The sequence below is a fragment of the Enterovibrio baiacu genome, assembly GCF_004120195.1.
Classification (GTDB): domain Bacteria; phylum Pseudomonadota; class Gammaproteobacteria; order Enterobacterales; family Vibrionaceae; genus Enterovibrio; species Enterovibrio baiacui.
This window is the reverse complement of the sequence record NZ_SCHN01000016.1, coordinates 123,856-142,899: the sequence shown is the minus strand read 5'-3', so window position 1 is coordinate 142,899 and position 19,044 is coordinate 123,856. Positions and strand designations below refer to the sequence as shown.

The window sequence follows — 19,044 nt, the reverse complement described above, 5'->3', positions numbered from 1 at the left end:
TCGGTCGACACGCTTGATGGCATGTTTAGCGGTCGTCCTAACGTCGAGCGAGCGACCAAGTTTTGTGAGTGTTAGATCAGCGCCATCGAGTGAGGATTGAGTCGCAAGTAGCAGAGAATGAAGCCGTTTTTTATGAATAGTGGGACACTGATTAGTTAATGTATCTTGTAGAATTTGAATATCGCGCATCGGTAATTCCTCTTGGTGGAATGTGGTTTTTGGCGAAATTCATTAGATCAAAGGGTACGGTGCGCGTCTTTCTCATTGTTTAGAAGAGGAATTTTGAGGGGATTCGCTAGCCCAAAACTAAATGTAATCTATCGTTCAAGATAAACGGAAGAATCACACAAGTTCAGCGTTCTTCTCTTCAACGGATTTTTCAAGTTCAGGCGCAACGCGTTGTTGTCCATTAATTGCAATGCTTCTTGGTTTCATTGCTTCTGGAATACGTTTTAGAAGTTTAATGGTCAATAGGCCATTTTCTAAATCAGCACCTGTAATTTCGATATAATCAGCGAGGTTGAACTTTCGCTCAAACGTACGGTTCGCGATACCTTGGTAAAGGTAATGCTTATCTTCGGCTTTTGCTTTCTCACCACGAATGGTCAGCACACCACGTTCAACATTGATGTCTAGCTCATCTTGCGTAAACCCTGCGACAGCAAGGGTGATGGCATAGTTGTTCTCTTCAAGAGATTCGATGTTGTACGGAGGGTAACCGCCTGCAGCGCTTTCTGCACGAAATGCGTTATCCAACAAAGACGCAAAGCGATCAAAGCCTACGCTATTACGGTACAGTGGGGTCAAATCGATAGTTTTCATCATAATATCCTCCAAATGAAGCGATATGGTTAATAGAGTTTTAATATAAAGGCCGCACGAATATCGCCACAACCTTACATCACTCTATTTGGCGTCCACCTAATCTATTTTCAAGTATCTCATGGAAAATATTTTTAATTTATTTATAAGCTAACGAAAAGTAAGGCATTATTTTCTCCTTTAAAGAGAGGGAAAACATCAATACCAAAAGAAGAAAGAAAACAGATAATCTTAAAGATATGGAGATAGAATCAAACGTTTTCAAGCGTAGGTGTAAATATTTTAAAAAATTAATTTAGCAACAAGAAAAATTAACACTTTGTTAACTTTGATTTCGCAATAAAGCGCAGCTTATTGCGCCTTTTGAAGACGATGAACACATGCATTCAAACATAACTTTTGGACAGCTTGCTTAGAATCGACATCCAGACAACTAAACTCGGCCGCACAGAGTTGCCCGTTGAGGAAGAGCCGTTCCAAGCTATCAACGGATATCTCTATCTGAACTGTTCGCTTTTTCGGCGTTATCTCTACCGCAGAATGAGTAACGATATTTCCTTGAACCATGATGATGCTCCACGCGCTGCCTTATCACAAAGATTAGATGAGAATGACTCTCATTACAATCTTTCAACATTAAACTGACAGGGAAATTACAGTGTAAATTTTAATCAACGGCTGGTAACAAGAGGAAAGCAAGGAAGAGTGACAATACAAAGCGCAATGGGAATTACACGTATCTCCCAGGTGTGCTTCCGGTCATTTTACGGAAAAAACTGATAAAAGCGCTGTCACTGGAGAAGTGCAGCCCACTTGCGACGTCTGATACGCTGTCACCCTGAGAGAGACGCTCAACAGATGCCTGTAACCGCCATTGCTGTCGCCATGATTGATAAGGCATGCCCGTTTCCCGAGTGAAAATTCGACTGATGGTTTTAGCACTCGCACCTATCCCCTGCGCCATTTCATTTAACGGCGCTGGTATGTGCTCGCCTTCCAACACACCTTCTAGCCATCGTGCGATTCGTCGGTCTGTGGGTAAAATCAAAGAAAATTGCTCTTCTTTTGCGGATTTGAGTTCCTCACAGAACAGTGAGAATGCGGTTTTTTGTGCTTGCATGGGCATTTCCCACTCCCAATACGCCATGCGCTCTATCAACTCCCTCATCAAGCCGTTTACAGAGATGATCTTTATCTCCGACGGCAACATTGGCGCGACATCACGGTGAAAATAGAGTGAACGATACGCCTCGACGTTTCGCATTTCGGCACAATGATCAGTGCCCGCAGGGATCCACGCTGCTCTGGCTGGTGGCACCACGCACCAAACACCATTGAGCATGATGCTCATACAGCCAGAAGATGCAAACAACAGTTGTGGCTTAGCATGATGATGCATACAGGCATCATGCTTGCCCACGTTAGCAGCTACGCCAATCACCAAGTTGTTGAAGTGATCAGCATTGAATGAAGAGGTCTCAGAAATATCAGCCATAGTGCCTTTTCGTCATACCACCTGTTTTACGCTCAAATCACACTGACGCGCAGTGGCGCTTGCATCAATGCATCAATGCATCAAATAGGAATCTATACGGCGCTGTAGCGTCTATCGGATTACTTTGCGAATTATATGCGCAGTATTTCCGGCATGCCCCTTCATCAGAGGTCTAAACGCAGGATTTAACCGTCGGTGAATGTGAAGGAAATAATGAAAGGAGTACAAAAAGCAAAACAGCAGCACTGAGACAGCACTGCCGCTTTTGTCAACAAGATAGCACGGACGTTAAACCTTGATTGGCGTGCAAAAGCTCACATCCGCAATATGAGCTTCTTGATCGTAAGCATGATACAACTCGAAACAAGGTCGATTGTCCGGCTCTAGTCCTGAGTTGATCATGTCTGTCATGATTTCGTCCCACGCCCCAGAATACTGCGAAAAATCGGTCATGATTTTGCGCATCACACCATAGCTGCCACCAGCAAAGTCTTGCAGTTCAACATCCCCATGCACACTCGTGTCTTCTGGCACCATCAAACAAATATCGGTTCGACATTTCTCCGCTGGCGTAATTTCAGGGTTATCGTGATAAATAAAGATGCAGGTCGCTTCAGCCAACCCTTTCGGCCCTGCCCATTGATAAAGCTTACCCGCGGCAGGCTCATAGCTTTCACCATAAGGTCCCGTGACACGGATGTAAGCCAGTTTGGCAGGTTCAAAATGTTGTGTTTCCATAAATTCACTCCTCGTTGATGTCGTGGAGCCAATATAGGGGTCTGTGTCTCCGCCTGCGTTTCCAATCTTGCGCAATGTGTGTCCAATCTTGCTACTTCGTGAAAGCTCACCGAACATTTGCCAGTCTTCGCAATCTCTAAACGCCGTCGGGGTAACACCAAAGTGCTGCTTAAATGCTTTTGCAAGGCTCTGAGAGGACGAAAAGCCATAATCGAGGGCGACGTTCAACACGGGAGGCTTCGTCTTGAATAATTCTTCCGCTGCAGCTTCTAACCGCAAGCGACGTATAAAATCGGCCAAGGTTTCTTGCTGCACCGCTTTGAACATTCGATGAAAATGATAGGGAGATAGGTTAGCAAGCGCTGCCACTTCAACCAGATTGAGCGGTTCATTGAAGTTTGCCTCCAAAAAACGAATGACGGGTAATAAACGCTTCTGATAATCCATTTTCATGGTCGCGTGATACTCCAAAGACAAGTGACGAGGCTTGAGACTATCGAACTCATTCCTATAAGTCTTCTCAATCACCGATGAAGTGGAACATAGACCTTGATATACCCACCCCTCGCGCATGTTCAAAAATCACGCTAAAAACCGCAATAACTTCTACGTTTGTCTCACGAATCACCCATCTTGGATCAACGAGTGAGAGCAAGCTCACCGAACGCTAAACTGCCCCTACCTTCCGAATTTCAATGCGTTAAAGTGCATGCAATCAATTGAACACAGTCAGTCAACATGAAATTTGAACAACAATTAGACCACGCACACCAAGTACTGCTCGAAAAAGGCTTTCTACCTTCTTCTATCAGCCCAATCATCTACCGTTTAGCGCGTCGCGTTGGCATTAACGTTCCGCCACCGCAATTTTGTGCATTTGCCGTTAACGTGCTTTTCGGGATTGCATGGTTTGGCACGATTTGGGGTGTGATCATGTGGTTTATGCAGTGGCGCAGTTTAGGCGTCTCTGTGATTTACGCTTTTAACGCGTCACTGTTTACAGGCATCGTCTTCGGTTTATTGATGGCAAGTTGGTACAAGCTCTCTGCAAAGCGCAAAGGCGTACCGAGCTGGAAAGAGATAACGCGCTAGCGAGATACGAGATACGAGATACGAGATACGAGATACGAGATTATAGAAGCGAGAAGCGAGAAGCGAGAAGCGAGAAGCGAGAAGCGAGAAGCGAGAAAATAATCTGCGATTTGTGCTTGGTTTGCCAATGACCTTATTTGGGGGAATGGGTCGTTGGCAAGCCAGCCTTTCACAAAGCTGCATAAAACGAAGACGAACATCCTCAGCCCCGTTAAATCCAGCAACTACTCTTCAATATCTACGCTTCAGCATCTACTCTTCAATACCGCGAAGACGCGCGCCGCGCCGACGTAAGAACTCTAACGTCGTCAGCAAAGCAATCGATAACACCACCAGCAACGTCGCCGCAGCCAAAATGGTGGGGCTGATTTCTTCACGTATCCCCGACCACATCTGAATTGGCAAGGTGGTTTGTTCAGGCCCTGCAATAAACAGCACCACAACCACTTCATCAAACGACGTAATAAACGCAAACAACGCACCCGAAATCACGCCGGGCGTAACGAGCGGCAAAACCACCCGAAAAAAGGTGTAAACCGGGTTCGCTCCCAAACTTGCAGCAGCGCGAGTCAGCGAGTGATCAAAGCCGCTCAAGGTTGCGGTCACCGTGATAACAACAAAGGGAATACCCAGCGCTGTGTGAGCAAGCACAACGCCAATGTAAGTGTGCGTCAATTGGAATCGAGAAAAGAAAAAGAACATCGCAGCCGCAGAAATGATCAAAGGCACTATCATTGGCGAAATCAGGATCGCCATGATGGCATCTTTGTAGGGCATATAGCGGCTGGACAACCCCAGTGCTGCAACGGTGCCGAGCACGGTCGCGAGAATCGTTGAGGCAATGGCGACAATCAAGCTGTTTTTGATCGCAGTCTGCCAAGATTCTGAGCTAAAGAAATCGTCATACCAACGCAAAGAAAAGCCTTCAGGACGAAAACTCAGCATTTCTGGTGTGAACGTAAAATAGGGTTCAGCGTTAAAACTTAGCGGGATAATGACCAGCAAGGGGCCAATGAGGAACAAAAATATCCCTGCACAGATGATACGAAACGCAACATACCAAACCTTTTCACTCGTGGTGGCGCACTCTGGAATAGCCATGTTATTTCCTACCCTAATTTCACGTTATCGACGCCAATCAGGCGGTTATAAAGCCAATACAATCCGATAACGATGATCAGAAGAATCGACGCAATGGCGGCTGCCAAGCCCCAGTTCAGCGAGGTTTGCATGTGATACGCAATAAAGTTGGTGATAAAGGTACCGGTTTGTCCACCCACCAAAGCGGGGGTGATGTAGTAACCAATCGCGAGAATAAACACCAGAATTGAGCCCGCACCAATACCAGGCAGTGTTTGAGGGAAATAGACGCGTCTAAACGCTGTAAACGGCGTCGCCCCCATCGAACGCGCAGCGCGCACGTAACTCGGGGATATGGTTTTCATGACGGAATAAAGCGGCAATATCATGAACGGCAACAATATGTGAGTCATCGCAATCAAGGTGCCAGTCTGATTGTAGATCATCTGGATCCGGTCTTCATCGGAGAGAATACCCGCCCCGACCATAAGATCGTTCAATACACCTTGTTGCTGAAGAATCGCAATCCATGTCGCGGTGCGCACCAGCAGCGACGTCCAGAAGGGTAACAGCACCAAAATCATCAGCAAGTTGGCCTGACGAAGCGGCAAGTTTGCTAACAAATAAGCAATCGGGTATCCCAACAACAAACACAAGAAGGTTATCGCGATACTCATGTAAATCGTTCGGAAGAAGAGAGAATTGTAGATTTGTAGATGTTCGGGCTGCGCCACGATATCGCCATTATCAGCGTATTTATGGTCAACCGCATTCAGGTAATACGAGAACGTATACGGACTAGATTCGCGCTGAATCAGCTTCCATACACCGACATCGCCCCAGCGTTTATCGGCTTTCAGCAACTGTTCTTTGTATGGCCCTTCTTTAAAACGCTTGGATTTACGTGCTGATTTCATGATCAGAGAACGCATACCCGATTTTTCGTAGTTGAGTCGTGACGCCACTTTCCCTATAGTTCGCGCTTCTGCCCCAGCCTTTAAATCCACAGCCAACGCAGCAAACACAGTTTCATCAGGCAGTTCGTCGTCATTCCATTCTTGTAGCGCGACAGTCGTGGTGGGAAGGTAAGTGAGCACTTCGGGGTTTTCGACACTGCGTTTTAGCATGTCGACAATGGGTAAAACGAACGCCACCAGCAGAAATATCAGCAGCGGCGCTACCAATAAAAACGCTTTGATTTTGTTGCGTCGAATTGATCGTTCTTGGCTAACGCGAAGTGAAACGCCATCTGCCGTTGTCAATTCTTGTGTTTTACTTCCCTGCACGTGCTCTCTCCAACCTCTGGTTCACAAAAAATCGGCGGATAACCGTCCGTCATCCGCCGACTTGTTGTTACGTTACTGTACTAACCACGCATTAAAGCGTTGTGCTAGTTCATCACCATTATCAGCCCAGAATTCATCATCTTTTGGAATCGCTGTGCTGAAGTTAGGCCCAAAGGTTGGCATGTGCGGTTTCATGTCGATGCCCGTGTCAGCGTGCGTTGTTACCATCGCTGCAGAAGAGTTTCGTGCTGGGCCATACGAAATGTATTTCGCTTGATCAGCCAGACGCTGAGAGTCCGTCGCAAAGCGCAGGTAATCTTTCACTTTGTCGAGTTTCCCTTTTGGCACAACCCAACCGTCTAGCTCAAACACTTGGCCGTCCCAAATGATGTCAAACGGCTGCTTCTCATTCACCGCCGCGTTAAAGATACGGCCGTTGTACGCAGAGGCAAAGGCCACTTCTTTATCTGCAAGAAGCTGTGGCGGCTGAGCACCCTCTTCCCACCAAATGACAGAATCTTTAATGGTGTCGAGTTTCTTAAAGGCACGTTGAACGCCTTCTTCTGTGCTGAGCACATCGTAGACTTCGCCTGCAGGAACGCCGTCTGCAATCAATGCCCACTCAAGGTTGTTGATAGGTTTTTTCTGAAGCGAACGCTTGCCTGGGAATTTCTTCAGGTCAAATACGTCATTGATAGAGTTCGGCTGTTTGCCCTTAAACATTTCAGTGTTGAAGGCAACAATGTTCGAGTAAACGATCGAAGGAACAAAACACTCGCTCAAAGAGCCAGCAAGGAAGTCTTTTGTCGCTGGCATGCCATCTGGCGAAGCGGCAAGCAATACATCGTGATCAAGTGGCTCAGCCAAGCCTTCATCACACGCAACAATGGCATCAGATGGCAGAATGTCTACCAAATCCCAGCTAACATTGCCTGCTTCCACTTGCGCACGCAGGCCAGAAAGGCCGTTCTGAGATTTATCAATATTGACAACCTTCTGACCCGTTTTTGCCGTCCATGGTTCATGGTATGCCTTGGTTTGGCTGGCAGTATACGCACCGCCCCAAGACACAATATTTAACGACTCTTCTGCAAAAGACGCGGATGCAGCACCCGTTAGTCCTGCCAGGATTGCAACTTGCAACGCGAGTTTTTTCATTGTTTTCTTCCTCAAGTCTATCGCTTGTTTACGTCTAGACAGGTGTAGGAATCCACTTTTGGATGGCATCAATAACCTGCTTTCATGCCATGCAAAAAACTGCGTTCCTGAGTGCCCGTCTTTCAGTCCTCGTTTTCCGTGTGTTTTACGTTTTTACGTCACGTTCAAACTGGGCAAATACGCCAATTTGAACAAGAAGGCGTCATGCTAAGAGGCATCCAATGCGCGGCAATCTTCTTCTGCCCAACCGACGCGGATCATTTCTCCACGGCGTAAATTTGGGTGACCATCGGCATTGGGGGTTTTGATAATAAATTCGCTGTTTTCGCACACATTCACGCGGGTGCGTAGGTGGTCGCCGAGGTAAATCACCTCTTCGACTTTGGCGTCAAAGACATTCGCCAATGCGCCATCTTCAGGGTTGATGACGATACGTTCTGGGCGAAGCGACAAGGTTGATTGTGAACCCATGCTGTCTACCGCAACAGGTTTGGCCGTAATGATGTCGCCATTAGGCACTTTCACGCGGCACTGCACATCGTTTAGCTCAATGACATCGCCTTTCAAGCGATTGTTCTCGCCAATAAATTGCGCAACGAACGCGTTTACAGGACGTTCATACAGCTCTTCTGGTGTCGCCAATTGTTGCACCACACCATCGTTAAACACGGCAATGCGGTCAGACATGGTTAGCGCTTCAGATTGATCATGAGTCACGTAGATCATGGTCACGCCAAGATCTTGCTGGATGTGTTTGATTTCGTATTGCATCTCTTCACGCAGGTTCTTGTCCAACGCGCCAAGTGGTTCATCCATCAATACCAATTCAGGCTCAAACACCAACGCTCGCGCCACGGCAACACGCTGTTGCTGACCACCCGAAAGGTGCGCGGGGCGACGATGCCCAAAATCAGACAGGCGCACCATATCAAGCGCGCGCTTCACTTTCTTCTCGATGTCAGATTTGGAGAGATTGCGTACTTGCAAGGGAAAGGCGAGGTTTTCTTCCACCGTCATGTGGGGAAACAGGGCGTAGTTTTGGAATACCAACCCAATGCCGCGTTTGTGCGGAGGCAGCGTCTTAATGGGTTGGTTGTTTAGGTAAATTTCTCCATGAGTAGGCTGTTCGAAACCCGCCATCATCATCAGAACAGTCGATTTACCCGAACCAGATGGGCCAAGCAGAGTAATGAACTCACCTTGTTGAATATCAAGGTCAAACCCTTTGACGACTAAACTTCTGCCGTCATAGCTCTTTTGAACATTGTCGAAACGCACAAAAGGAGAACCACTGTCGCTTGTCTGTTCTTGATGGATTCCGCGGGTATTTCCTTGTCCGTTCCCTGCGTCTTGCATGGTGACTATCATCCTTTACACGTCTAACCAACATAGAGCCTATAACACGGTGTTAACATTGATCAAAGTGCATACCCCCCCAATGAGAGACTGATCAATTCATCAGGCTCCCAATCATGAAACACTCATTTTTAACTTTGAATTAGCAAAATCTAACAAACATCACGATTACGACTAAATTCACACGCTTCGTTTACACACTTTGTTATCGTCTTTTCACCGATGGGAATACCCTGAATACACCCAATAAAATAACAAGACGAACATCGTCGACTGCCGGAGATTTTTACATGCAAAAACGCTATCTTCCGCTTGCGCTGCTAGCTCTCTCTCCTTTCGCTTCCGCTGATGAATGTGGCAATGTCACCATTGCAGACATGAACTGGAATTCCGCCACGCTCATGGCAAACGTGGATAAGTTTATCCTTGAGAACGGCTACGGCTGTGACGCCGAACTCGTGCCGGGCGACACCATGCCAACGGGGATCTCCATGACAGAAAAAGGCGAGCCAGACATTGCGCCGGAATTCTGGAGCAACTCACACAAAGAAATGCTCGAAAAAGGCGTGAACGAGAAGAAACTCCGTTTTGCCGGTAAAGCGTTTGCTGAAGGCGGTGAAGAAGGGTTTTGGGTGCCGAAATACATGGTCGACAAACACCCTGAGCTGGCGACAATCGAAGGTGTGAAAGCGAATGCTAAGCTCTTCCCTCACCCAGAAGATGATAGCAAATCAGGCTTTATGACTTGCCCATCAGGTTGGACGTGCCAAATCACTGCAGGGCACCTGTTTAATGCACTTAATCTTGAAGAAGCAGGGTTTGAGTTGGTCGACCCAGGTTCAGGCGCAGCGCTGGCAGGTTCAATTGCCCGTGCGTATGACCGAGAGAAACCTTGGTTTGGTTACTACTGGTCACCGACCCCTGTACTTGGTCGCTACGACATGGTGAAAGTCGATTTCGGTGTTGAAGCCGATCCGGCGCACTATGAAGCGTGTATTACACAAGAAGGCTGTGAGTCGCCAAAAGTGACGGCTTACCCACCGTCTGCGGTAAACACCATCACCACCGAATCGTTCGCAACGGAATCGCCTGAGGCTTATGCATACATCGCAAATCGTGCGTACCCGAATGCAGACATGAGCGCGATGATGGCATGGATGGAAGAAAACCAAGCGGATGGCGAAATCGCCGCGCTAGAGTTCCTTGAATCCTACCCACAGCTTTGGAGCCAATGGGTGCCTGCTGACGTTGCCGCGAAGGTAAAAGACGCGCTGTAAACACCTCGCCACGACGGAATTCGTGGCTGTTTACTGAAACGCGTCAAGCTAAACAGCAAGATCGTTTTTAAACGCTCAATTCGAAAATAAAGGAGGTGCAATACCTCCTTTTTCGCGCTTTCATTGACCATGTTGAACACCCACATCTGCATTTCATCATCACCCTGATTTATTCAACCCTTTCAACTGTCTGATTTATTGTTCATTTTTAACCGTCCAAAGATTGCCCTCATAGCGTGCACATTTCCCGTTTCATTCGTCCCAAGAAGGAAACACCCCTGAGTGACAGGTTGCTTATACTTTTCGTACCGCACAGGAGAGGCAATAAAAATGGGCATTCAATCACCCTATTTTACAGGTGCACATCCACACCTTCCCTTCTCTCCTCGCACAACATCGAGCATGGAGAGTCACGCATGAACAAATGGGTCTTAGGAATGTTGGTGATCGTCGTGCTCGCATTTGGCACCGTTATTGGCTTTAACCTTTTCGTGAACAATAAGATTGAAAACACCCTCGCCAACTTGCCAGAACCCGTTTATCCGGTGACAGTCGAAACGCTCACACCAACGGTGTGGCCACAAAGTATCAATGCCATCGGTTTTATAGAGCCAAACCAAGGGGTCGATATTTCCAACGAAGTTGCTGGTATCGTCACGGGCATTAACTTTGAAAACGGTCAATCAGTGGAAAAAGGCACCGTATTGGTCAACCTTGACGCGTCTGTACAAGCCGCAGATTTAAAAGCGCAACAAGTGCAATTGCCGTCAGTACGTGACGACTACAACCGCCTCGTCAAGCTCTACAAAGAGCGCTCAGTATCAGAACAAAGCGTTGAAGCGGCGCAGTCAAAGTACGAAACGCTACTTGCGAGCATTGAAAGCTTGCAAGCCACTATCGCCCTTCGGGAAATCAAAGCCCCGTTTAATGGCTTGCTCGGTATTCGCAACGTCAATCTCGGCCAATATGCCTCGGCCGGCACTGACATTGTTCGCCTCGAAGATTTGTCTGTCATGCGAGTACGATTCAGTGTTCCGCAATCTGAACTCGGTAAAGTCAGTATTGGTCAGCCTATTTCACTGACCGTGGAAGCCTACCCCGACCGCACTTATGAAGGGAAAATCAACGCCATCGAACCCGTGGTCAACGCCCAAACCGGGCTAGTCGCCATTCAAGCTGAACTCCCCAACGAAGACAGATCACTACGCGGCGGCATGTTTGCTGATGTCGCCGTTGCGCTCGCTGATTTGGACAAGCAATTTGTCGTTCCTCAAACCGCCATCGTCTTCGCCTTATACGGCAACTCTGTGTATGTCGCGGAAAAGAAAGAGGATGAAACTCGGGTCAGACAAATCACGGTTGACGTGATTGCACGCAGTGGCAACGATGCCTTGGTGTCGGGGGCACTGAAATTTGATGAAGACGTCGTCACCACAGGCATTTTGAACTTGGGCAACAACACCAAAGTGAAGATCGTGCCCAACCCCATTTCTGTTCCTGATTCCATGCCGCAGTTGTAAGGAGTCAGACGATGAAATTTACGGACATTTTTATCTACCGCCCCGTGATGGCGGCATCCCTCAGTATTTTGCTGCTTTTGCTCGGCTTGAATGCCTTAAAAGATCTGCAAGTGCGCCAATACCCTGAAATGACAAACACCGTTATCACCGTGGGCACCGCGTATCCGGGGGCTGATGCTGAATTGGTGGAAGGCTTTATCACCCAACCGTTAGAACAAGCCTTATCGCAAGTGGACAACCTCGATTTCATGACCTCAGCCAGCGAACTTGGCAGTTCGAGTATCGTGTTGAACATGATGCTGAACACCAATCCAGATGAAGCGCTCGCGAATGTACTGTCCCAAATCAACTCCGTCACAAACCAATTGCCACAAGAGGCCTACGACCCATCAGTCACCTCATCGACAGGTTCCACAACGTCGATTATGTATTTATCGTTTTTCAGCGAAGACCTCAACTCCAGCCAAATCGCCGACTACCTAGAACGGGTGGTGAACCCTCAACTTTCTACCATTAACGGTGTGTCCAATATTTCCATGATGGGCGGTGCACCGTTCGCGTTGCGAATATGGCCGGATCCAGAAAAACTCGGCCAGTACGATCTTTCCACCTCCGATCTTGTCGGCATTTTGCAGCAAAATAACTACCAATCCGCCGTCGGCCAATTCAGCAGCTACTTCACCGTGCTAAACAGCACGATAGACAGCCAAGTCGACACGGTAGAGGGGCTACGCAACCTCATCATCAAAAGTCAGAAAGGCCAAGTTGTACTGCTCAGTGATGTGGCCGAAGTCAACATGAGCAAAAGTAACGACAGTTTCCGCGCGTTAGCCAACGGGCGAGAAGCCGTCATTATTGGCATTAACGCCACGCCAACGGCCAACCCGTTGGACGTCGCAGCGGGTATCAGTGGTTTATTCACCTCCATCCAGAAAAACCTGCCGTCCACCATGAAGGCCAGCGTCCTTTATGACTCCACGCTGGCGATCACAGACTCAATCGACGAAGTCGTGAAAACCATCGGCGAAGCAGCACTGATCGTGATTGTGGTGATCTTGCTGTTCTTGGGTTCGTTCCGCGCCGTGGTCATTCCTATTGTTACCATTCCTTTGTCACTCATTGGCGTTGCTGTCGTCATGCAAGCCTTTGGCTTTACGCTCAATTTGATGACGTTGCTCGCCATGGTGTTGGCCATCGGGCTTGTGGTGGACGATGCCATCGTGGTGGTAGAAAACGTCGACCGACACATCAAGATGGGCACAAAACCCTTTAAAGCAACGCTTGAAGCGACCCGCGAAATCGCCGTTCCCATCATATCCATGACCATTACCCTTGCCGCGGTTTACGCACCCATTGCCCTGATGGGGGGCGTCACAGGCGCATTGTTCAAAGAATTCGCGCTCACCCTCGCTGGCGCTGTGTTTATCTCAGGCTTCGTGGCGCTCACTTTGTCGCCCATGATGTGTTCCAAAATGCTCAAGCCGCACACCCAACCGAGCCGTTTTGAAGCCACGGTTGAACGTGTCTTAGGTGGATTAACCCAGCGCTATCAGCACGGCCTTCATGCCATCATGGAACACAAACGCGTTGTGGTGGCCTTTGCGATTGCTGTGCTTATAGCACTCCCCATGTTGTTTACTTTTGTGCCTTCGCAGCTTGCGCCTGATGAAGACCAGGGCGTCGTCGTGGTCATTGGCAGCACGCCTTCCACATCAAACAACGATTACATTCAAGCGAACATGAAATTGATTGCGAAAATCATTGCGGATCAACCACAGGCAGAAGCATCGCTTGCCCTTGTCGGCGTGCCGACCAGCAGCCAAGGCATCGCGATTGGCCCTTTGATTCCTTGGAGTGACAGAGCGTTAAGCCAAAAAGAGATCTCCGCCAACATCAATAAGGCGGCAAAAGATATTCCAGGGATCAATGCAACGGCTTACCAAATGCCTTCACTGCCCGGCGCATCTGGCGGCTTACCGGTTCAGTTCGTGATCACCAGCCCCGCTGATTTCGAAACCTTGTTCAGCATTGGCAACAATATCCTAGAAAAAGTGAAAGCCAGTCCGCTTTTCGTCTATTCCGACGTCAACTTAAAATATGATTCCGGCTTGGTGCGTTTGCACATTGATCGAAATGCTGCGGGGGCATATGGCGTCACCATGCAAGAGATTGGCGCAACCTTAGGTACCATGATGAGTGGCGGCTACATCAATCGCGTGAACATTGATGGCCGCTCTTATGAGGTGATCCCGCAGCTTGATCGGGTTAACCGCGCTAATCCGCACAGCATCAATAAATTCTACGTGACGGCACAAGATGGCTCCGCCATTCCTCTCTCCAGCTTGGTCAGTTTCACTGTCGATGGACAAGCCAAGTCGCTGCCACACTACAACCAAATGAATTCCATTTCGATTGAGGCCGTGCCCGCCCCCAATGTCGCCATGGGCGACACCATCGCCTTCCTTGAGGGGTTAGCGGTCACTGACTTACCGCAGGGTTACACCTACTCCTTTATGGGCGAAGCGCGTCAATTCGTAGAAGAAGGCAGCTCCTTGTATCAAACCTTCGCGCTGGCATTGGCCATCATCTTCTTGGTGCTCGCCAGCCAGTTTGAAAGCGTTCGAGACCCACTGGTAATCATGTTCACTGTGCCGCTCGCCATCAGTGGTGCGCTGATTGCTTTGGGGTGGACGCACATCTCAGGTGAAACCTCGATGAACATCTATTCACAGGTCGGTTTGATTACCCTCGTAGGGCTTATCACCAAACACGGCATTCTGATGTGTGAAGTCGCCAAAGAAGAGCAAATCTTAAAAGGCGCATCCAAACAAGCCGCGATCATTGAAGCGGCTACCGTGCGTCTTCGTCCAATTTTAATGACCACGTCAGCCATGATTGCTGGTTTGATCCCCTTACTGTTCGCGACAGGGGCCGGTGCCGCATCGCGCTACAACATCGGGTTAGTGATCGTGGCAGGCCTTGCCGTGGGCACCTTGTTCACCTTGTTCGTGCTGCCTGTGATGTACACCTTCATTGCGGATCAACACAAATTGCACCAAGGGGAAATGGATGAAGCCGAAGAGGAAGCATTGCATGACGGTATCGATGCAGATCTCGACGATGTCGCGCTTGGCGATAAAGGAATTGGTGAAGAGGCCCCTAAACCAAGCCATTGATTACGCGTGTGGGTGGCGTGAATGTCGAGCACAGGAAACGCCATGAACGACGCGTCTTAGCCCACATCTTGGCTTTGCGAGTACGTTTGCTTTGCGTATACTGCGCCCCTTTGATTCAACCCTTATCGGTCACGACCTATGATTATTTTCTCTACCAACTTCGGCGACATTGAAATCGAACTCGACATGGACAAAGCGCCAGTCACGTCTAAAAACTTCCTGAAATACTGCGAAGATGGTTTCTACGACAACACGATTTTCCACCGTGTGATCAAAGGTTTCATGATCCAAGGCGGCGGTTTCACCGCGAAAATGAAAGAAAAACCTACCCGCGAAGCCATTGTGAACGAAGCAAACCGTGGTTTGAAGAACGTGACGGGCTCTATCGCGATGGCGCGTACTGATGCCCCGCATTCAGCGACCGCGCAGTTCTTCATTAACTTGGAAGACAACCATTTCCTCGACCACACAGCAACGACCAACCAGGGTTGGGGCTATGCGGTATTCGGTAAAGTGACCATGGGCATGGATGTGGTAAACAACATTGGTAACGCGATGACCACACGCGTTGCTGGCCACGATGACGTGCCAATGGATCCTATCGTTATCCAAAGCGTAACCATTAAATAACATCGATTCGCTGGTGTTTTGCATAGCCTTATTCAGGGTTAAGTAAAACAACGTTCAGTGAAAAGCGGACAAAAAAAGGCAGGTGATTAAACCTGCCTTTTTGATTTCTGCTATGCGGTTAGGGTGTATTCAACGCACTAACCACTAGCGAGCAAAACTGCGTTGGGACCACGTTGCTTCCGCTTGTTGTGCCCCACAACATAGCGCCATGATGATACCAAAACAGGCCCCCTGCGTGATCATGGCCGTGCCGCCGTAGCTAATAAATGGCAACGGACTACCCATCACAGGAAGCAACCCGCTCACCATGCCGAGATTGATAAAGGCATACAAGAAGAAACTCATTGCCAGAGCACCACTCACAAGACGAGAAAACGCCGATGGGCTTTGGCTCGCGAGCCACAGGGTTCGACCTGAAATAAACAAGTACAACAAAATAACGGTCGCACTACCCAAATAACCCCATTCTTCCGCAAACGTCGAGAAAATGAAGTCAGTGTGGCTTTCAGGAATGAAGCCCAATTGCCCTTGGGTTGCACTCATGAACCCTTTGCCTTTAAAGCCACCAGAGCCAATCGCAATCAAAGATTGGATGATTTGATAGCCCGACCCGAGAGGGTCTGATTCAGGGTTCAAAAACTGGGTAACACGCATTTTTTGGTAGTCTTTCATAAAGAAAAACCACATCACTGGTACAGCCGCCGCCACGGTTGCCAATACGGATCCGATGATTTTCCAGCTCATGCCCGCCAAATACAGCACAAACAGTGCGTACATCACGGTGAAAATTGCGCCGTCCAAGTCAGGTTGGATAACAATCAAACCCGCAGGTAGCGCGGTGACCAAGGCGCACATGGCGATTTTCTGAAGCCCCGGTCGCCCAGGGTCTTTGACAATGAGCCATGCCACCATCATTGGCATCGCCACTTTGATCAGTTCAGAAGGTTGAAAACGGATAGGGCCAAGCGCCAACCAACGTTTTGCGCCATTTACCGTGTCTCCGGCAACGATAACGCCAACCAACAACACCACAGCAATAATGAAAAGCTTGGGGGCAAAATCTTTATAGCTTCTTGCAGGAATAGCCGATAAACCAATCAGCGCTAAAATGGCCAACGCGGCGCGTGCCAAATGGCGTTCTAGGATGGGCAAGCTATAGCCACTTGCACTCCACACACTTAGCGATCCGAAGGCAATTAAGGCACAAATCGCAAAAAACAGCGGATAATCTATCCGCAAGCGATAGCTGAACACGGAACTCTCTATCTCACTCAGTTAAAGAAAGCGCGCAATACTAACGTCAGCGCGCACAAAAGCAATGTTATGCAGAAGGTTTTAGATTTCCTTGCAGCGCCTTACGAATGCGCCACGTTATCGCCGTCAAAATCGCAATACACAAGGTGATCACAGGTGCTGCCATCAGCCCCATTGTCACTAAGCGGCTGATCGGCTCCGGCAATGACGGTAATAGGTAACCCAATCCCGACAGCAAGAACACCCACATGGTGGCGCTCAACCACGCAAAGTAATGAAAACGCGGTGCTTCATGAACACGCATCCCCATCATCATCGGCAGCACAGAACGAACACCCGGTACAAAGCGCGCGATAAACAACGCCACCAGACCATGACGGCATAAAAGCGCGTCGACTGTCCGCATTTGCTTTTCAGGCACTTTCGCCAACCAAGACTGCACCAGAGGCAATCTGTTTAGCCATCGACCTTGTGAAAATGCTAACCAACTGCCCATGGATGCCGCAATGATCAGCATCGGGAACGCAAGGAAAGGATCAAGCACGCCCACTGCAGACAGGGTGCCAACAAGCACGACGATACTGTCACATGGCAAAGGGGCCGCAGGGAGAAAGCCGCTCTCGAGGCTGATAAGAATCGCTACAAGAATGTAAATGAGGGTTGCACTGCCCGGTGTGAGTAGTGCATTGAAGTCTTGGTGCCAAATGGCGACCAAAACCTCTTGGATTGCTTCAAACATGGTTTCTCCAAAATACCAAGGTGCTAGAAATGCGTGTTACGGAGTCATTGGTTTTTATTGTTCTACACGACGTGTTACGCCACGTTAGGCGTGATCACTGAAAAAAGAGGCGTCAATGTGTCGCGCGACGTTTGGCTTCTAGCGGGAGTGAATAAATCGATATTGCAGGTTGGCGTCTTGCCAACCCGCTAAGCGATCGGTGTCGATAAAAAGGTGTGTTCTTGGAAACCCATACAAGATGCATCCCAACGCCAGCAAGCTTGCAAAAGAGGCAAACAACACTGGCCAAGAAAGTGGATCTTTATCTAGCGGGTCTGACGCAGAAATGAGTATACGAGGTGACGCAATGCGCGGGGCTAATGTGTCGATCTTGGTGTCTGGTTCGGATTCTTGGCTGACAGCCTTATTTATTACATTTTTAGCATGACTTAACCCAATCACACCAAGGGCGTAACTGCAAAATAACACAGTAAGCAATACCATGATAAATGGCAGCTTTTTGGGCAGTTTTTCCACGCGAGAACCAAGAGAATGAAGGTAGTTACTATTTACTTCTAAACCTGAAAAAAGACAACATTTTTGTCAGGGCGAATGCACGTAAAGTTGAGCAAACACCCACGGTTTAAAAATCTAACGCGCAGGCGTAAAAAAAGGGCGCACGCCCTTTTCATTCCCCCCTTACATCACCCTTGGTTATTTTGTATCCGACCTCGCCGGAAAATGGCAATTTCAACAACGGGAACAAGGAAGCAGATCGCCGTAGCGAAGACGAGAGAACCGAAAAGATCCACAGGCCAATGCATGCCGAGCCAAAGCCGACTCATGCCCACAAGACCTGCCCACATTGTCAATATCACCGCGCACAAACGATAGCCTTCAGACAGCAAAATCGCGCCCCAAAAAATGGCCGCACACGCTGCGAAAATCGTGTGCCCAGAAGGGAACGAATAATTGGTTTCTTTTTCCCAATGCGGCAACCGCCAGTCGCTCACCGATCCCTTCACCGCTTCAATCGTATTCACGCGTTCTGCTGACGACATCAAATAGAAAGCGTTCGCAGAATCTACCGCATCTAGATCCTCCAATACATGCGTGTAAGGACGAGGTTCTTGTGTGACCGATTTCAACACGGTTTTGGTGACGAAACTCGCGCCGAGCACAAACACAAAGCACGACAAACACACTAACACCCGCTGACGAGGCCATTTTAAGAAAAAGGGAATGGCACAAAGCAACGCAGTGGTAAACAAGAACCCTTTAGGACCCGCAGACCACGACAGCAAAGAAAACGCTGCACCCACTGCGTCATTCACTTCACCAACAAACGAAAAGCGCATTGAAACAAGCGCAGAAAAAGACAAAAACATGCAAAGCAATACAGCGCACATCAATCCATATTTTTTCTGAAAAACCATAAACCG

The 19,044-nt window shown here is 48.6% G+C and carries 16 protein-coding genes and 1 pseudogene; 5 read left to right on the top strand and 12 right to left on the bottom strand.

The genetic code is table 11. The features are described from left to right. The 4 genes and pseudogenes from EQP46_RS24325 to EQP46_RS17905 all read right to left on the bottom strand — a co-directional run. Nucleotides 1-189 (bottom strand): annotated as a pseudogene (locus tag EQP46_RS24325) (IS4 family transposase); the annotation flags it as partial. 153 nt (nt 190-342) lie between these two features. Further along, nucleotides 343-822 (bottom strand): Hsp20 family protein, encoded by a 480-nt coding sequence (locus EQP46_RS17920; protein WP_205685938.1) that lies wholly within the window; start codon nt 820-822, stop codon nt 343-345. Between the two features lie 730 nt (nt 823-1,552). Beyond that, nucleotides 1,553-2,317, bottom strand: a complete 765-nt coding sequence (locus EQP46_RS17910) for an AraC family transcriptional regulator (RefSeq protein ID WP_129494951.1) — start codon at nt 2,315-2,317, stop codon at nt 1,553-1,555. A gap of 288 nt (nt 2,318-2,605) precedes the next feature. Beyond that, nucleotides 2,606-3,508, bottom strand: a complete 903-nt coding sequence (locus EQP46_RS17905) for an AraC family transcriptional regulator (RefSeq protein WP_129494950.1) — start codon at nt 3,506-3,508, stop codon at nt 2,606-2,608. Between the two features lie 285 nt (nt 3,509-3,793). Here EQP46_RS17905 and EQP46_RS17900 point away from each other — a divergent pair, with 285 nt between their 5' ends. Beyond that, nucleotides 3,794-4,147 (top strand): DUF6404 family protein, encoded by a 354-nt coding sequence (locus EQP46_RS17900; RefSeq protein ID WP_129494949.1) that lies wholly within the window; start codon nt 3,794-3,796, stop codon nt 4,145-4,147. Nucleotides 4,148-4,399: 252 nt separating this feature from the next. Here the strand turns inward: EQP46_RS17900 and EQP46_RS17890 are convergent, their stop codons facing one another. The 4 genes from EQP46_RS17890 to EQP46_RS17875 form a co-directional block, all read right to left on the bottom strand. Beyond that, nucleotides 4,400-5,248 (bottom strand): ABC transporter permease, encoded by an 849-nt coding sequence (locus EQP46_RS17890; RefSeq protein WP_129494947.1) that lies wholly within the window; start codon nt 5,246-5,248, stop codon nt 4,400-4,402. A gap of 8 nt (nt 5,249-5,256) precedes the next feature. Further along, entirely contained in the window at nt 5,257-6,513 is a 1,257-nt protein-coding gene (locus EQP46_RS17885; RefSeq protein ID WP_129494946.1) for an ABC transporter permease, read from the bottom strand. A gap of 72 nt (nt 6,514-6,585) precedes the next feature. After that, a complete protein-coding gene (locus EQP46_RS17880; RefSeq protein WP_129494945.1) occupies nt 6,586-7,671 on the bottom strand; it encodes an extracellular solute-binding protein in 1,086 nt (361 codons plus the stop codon). Between the two features lie 207 nt (nt 7,672-7,878). Then, nucleotides 7,879-9,027: an ABC transporter ATP-binding protein gene (locus EQP46_RS17875; protein WP_420841385.1), complete on the bottom strand. Its 1,149-nt coding sequence runs from the start codon at nt 9,025-9,027 to the stop codon at nt 7,879-7,881. Nucleotides 9,028-9,317: 290 nt separating this feature from the next. Between EQP46_RS17875 and EQP46_RS17870 the strand changes: the two genes are divergently transcribed. The 4 genes from EQP46_RS17870 (at nt 9,318) to EQP46_RS17855 (ending at nt 15,630) form a co-directional block, all read left to right on the top strand. Further along, entirely contained in the window at nt 9,318-10,304 is a 987-nt protein-coding gene (locus EQP46_RS17870; RefSeq protein WP_129494943.1) for an ABC transporter substrate-binding protein, read from the top strand. 416 nt (nt 10,305-10,720) lie between these two features. Further along, a complete protein-coding gene (locus EQP46_RS17865) occupies nt 10,721-11,824 on the top strand; it encodes an efflux RND transporter periplasmic adaptor subunit (protein WP_167482779.1) in 1,104 nt (367 codons plus the stop codon). 11 nt (nt 11,825-11,835) lie between these two features. Further along, nucleotides 11,836-15,000, top strand: coding sequence for an efflux RND transporter permease subunit (locus tag EQP46_RS17860; protein WP_129494942.1), 3,165 nt, complete (start codon nt 11,836-11,838; stop codon nt 14,998-15,000). Between the two features lie 138 nt (nt 15,001-15,138). Next, entirely contained in the window at nt 15,139-15,630 is a 492-nt protein-coding gene (locus EQP46_RS17855; RefSeq protein ID WP_129494941.1) for a peptidylprolyl isomerase, read from the top strand. 144 nt (nt 15,631-15,774) lie between these two features. Here EQP46_RS17855 and rodA read toward each other — a convergent pair whose 3' ends face one another. The 4 genes from rodA to EQP46_RS17835 form a co-directional block, all read right to left on the bottom strand. Continuing rightward, nucleotides 15,775-16,884, bottom strand: a complete 1,110-nt coding sequence (rodA, locus tag EQP46_RS17850; RefSeq protein WP_129494940.1) for a rod shape-determining protein RodA — start codon at nt 16,882-16,884, stop codon at nt 15,775-15,777. Between the two features lie 67 nt (nt 16,885-16,951). Continuing rightward, the gene (locus EQP46_RS17845; RefSeq protein WP_129494939.1) at nt 16,952-17,623 is read right to left on the bottom strand and encodes a DedA family protein; all 672 of its coding nucleotides are present in this window, start codon (nt 17,621-17,623) and stop codon (nt 16,952-16,954) included. A gap of 138 nt (nt 17,624-17,761) precedes the next feature. Further along, the gene (locus EQP46_RS17840; RefSeq protein ID WP_129494938.1) at nt 17,762-18,139 is read right to left on the bottom strand and encodes a hypothetical protein; all 378 of its coding nucleotides are present in this window, start codon (nt 18,137-18,139) and stop codon (nt 17,762-17,764) included. A 167-nt stretch (nt 18,140-18,306) separates the two neighbouring features. Beyond that, nucleotides 18,307-19,038, bottom strand: coding sequence for a phosphatase PAP2 family protein (locus EQP46_RS17835; RefSeq protein ID WP_129494937.1), 732 nt, complete (start codon nt 19,036-19,038; stop codon nt 18,307-18,309). Nucleotides 19,039-19,044 lie beyond the last annotated feature (6 nt).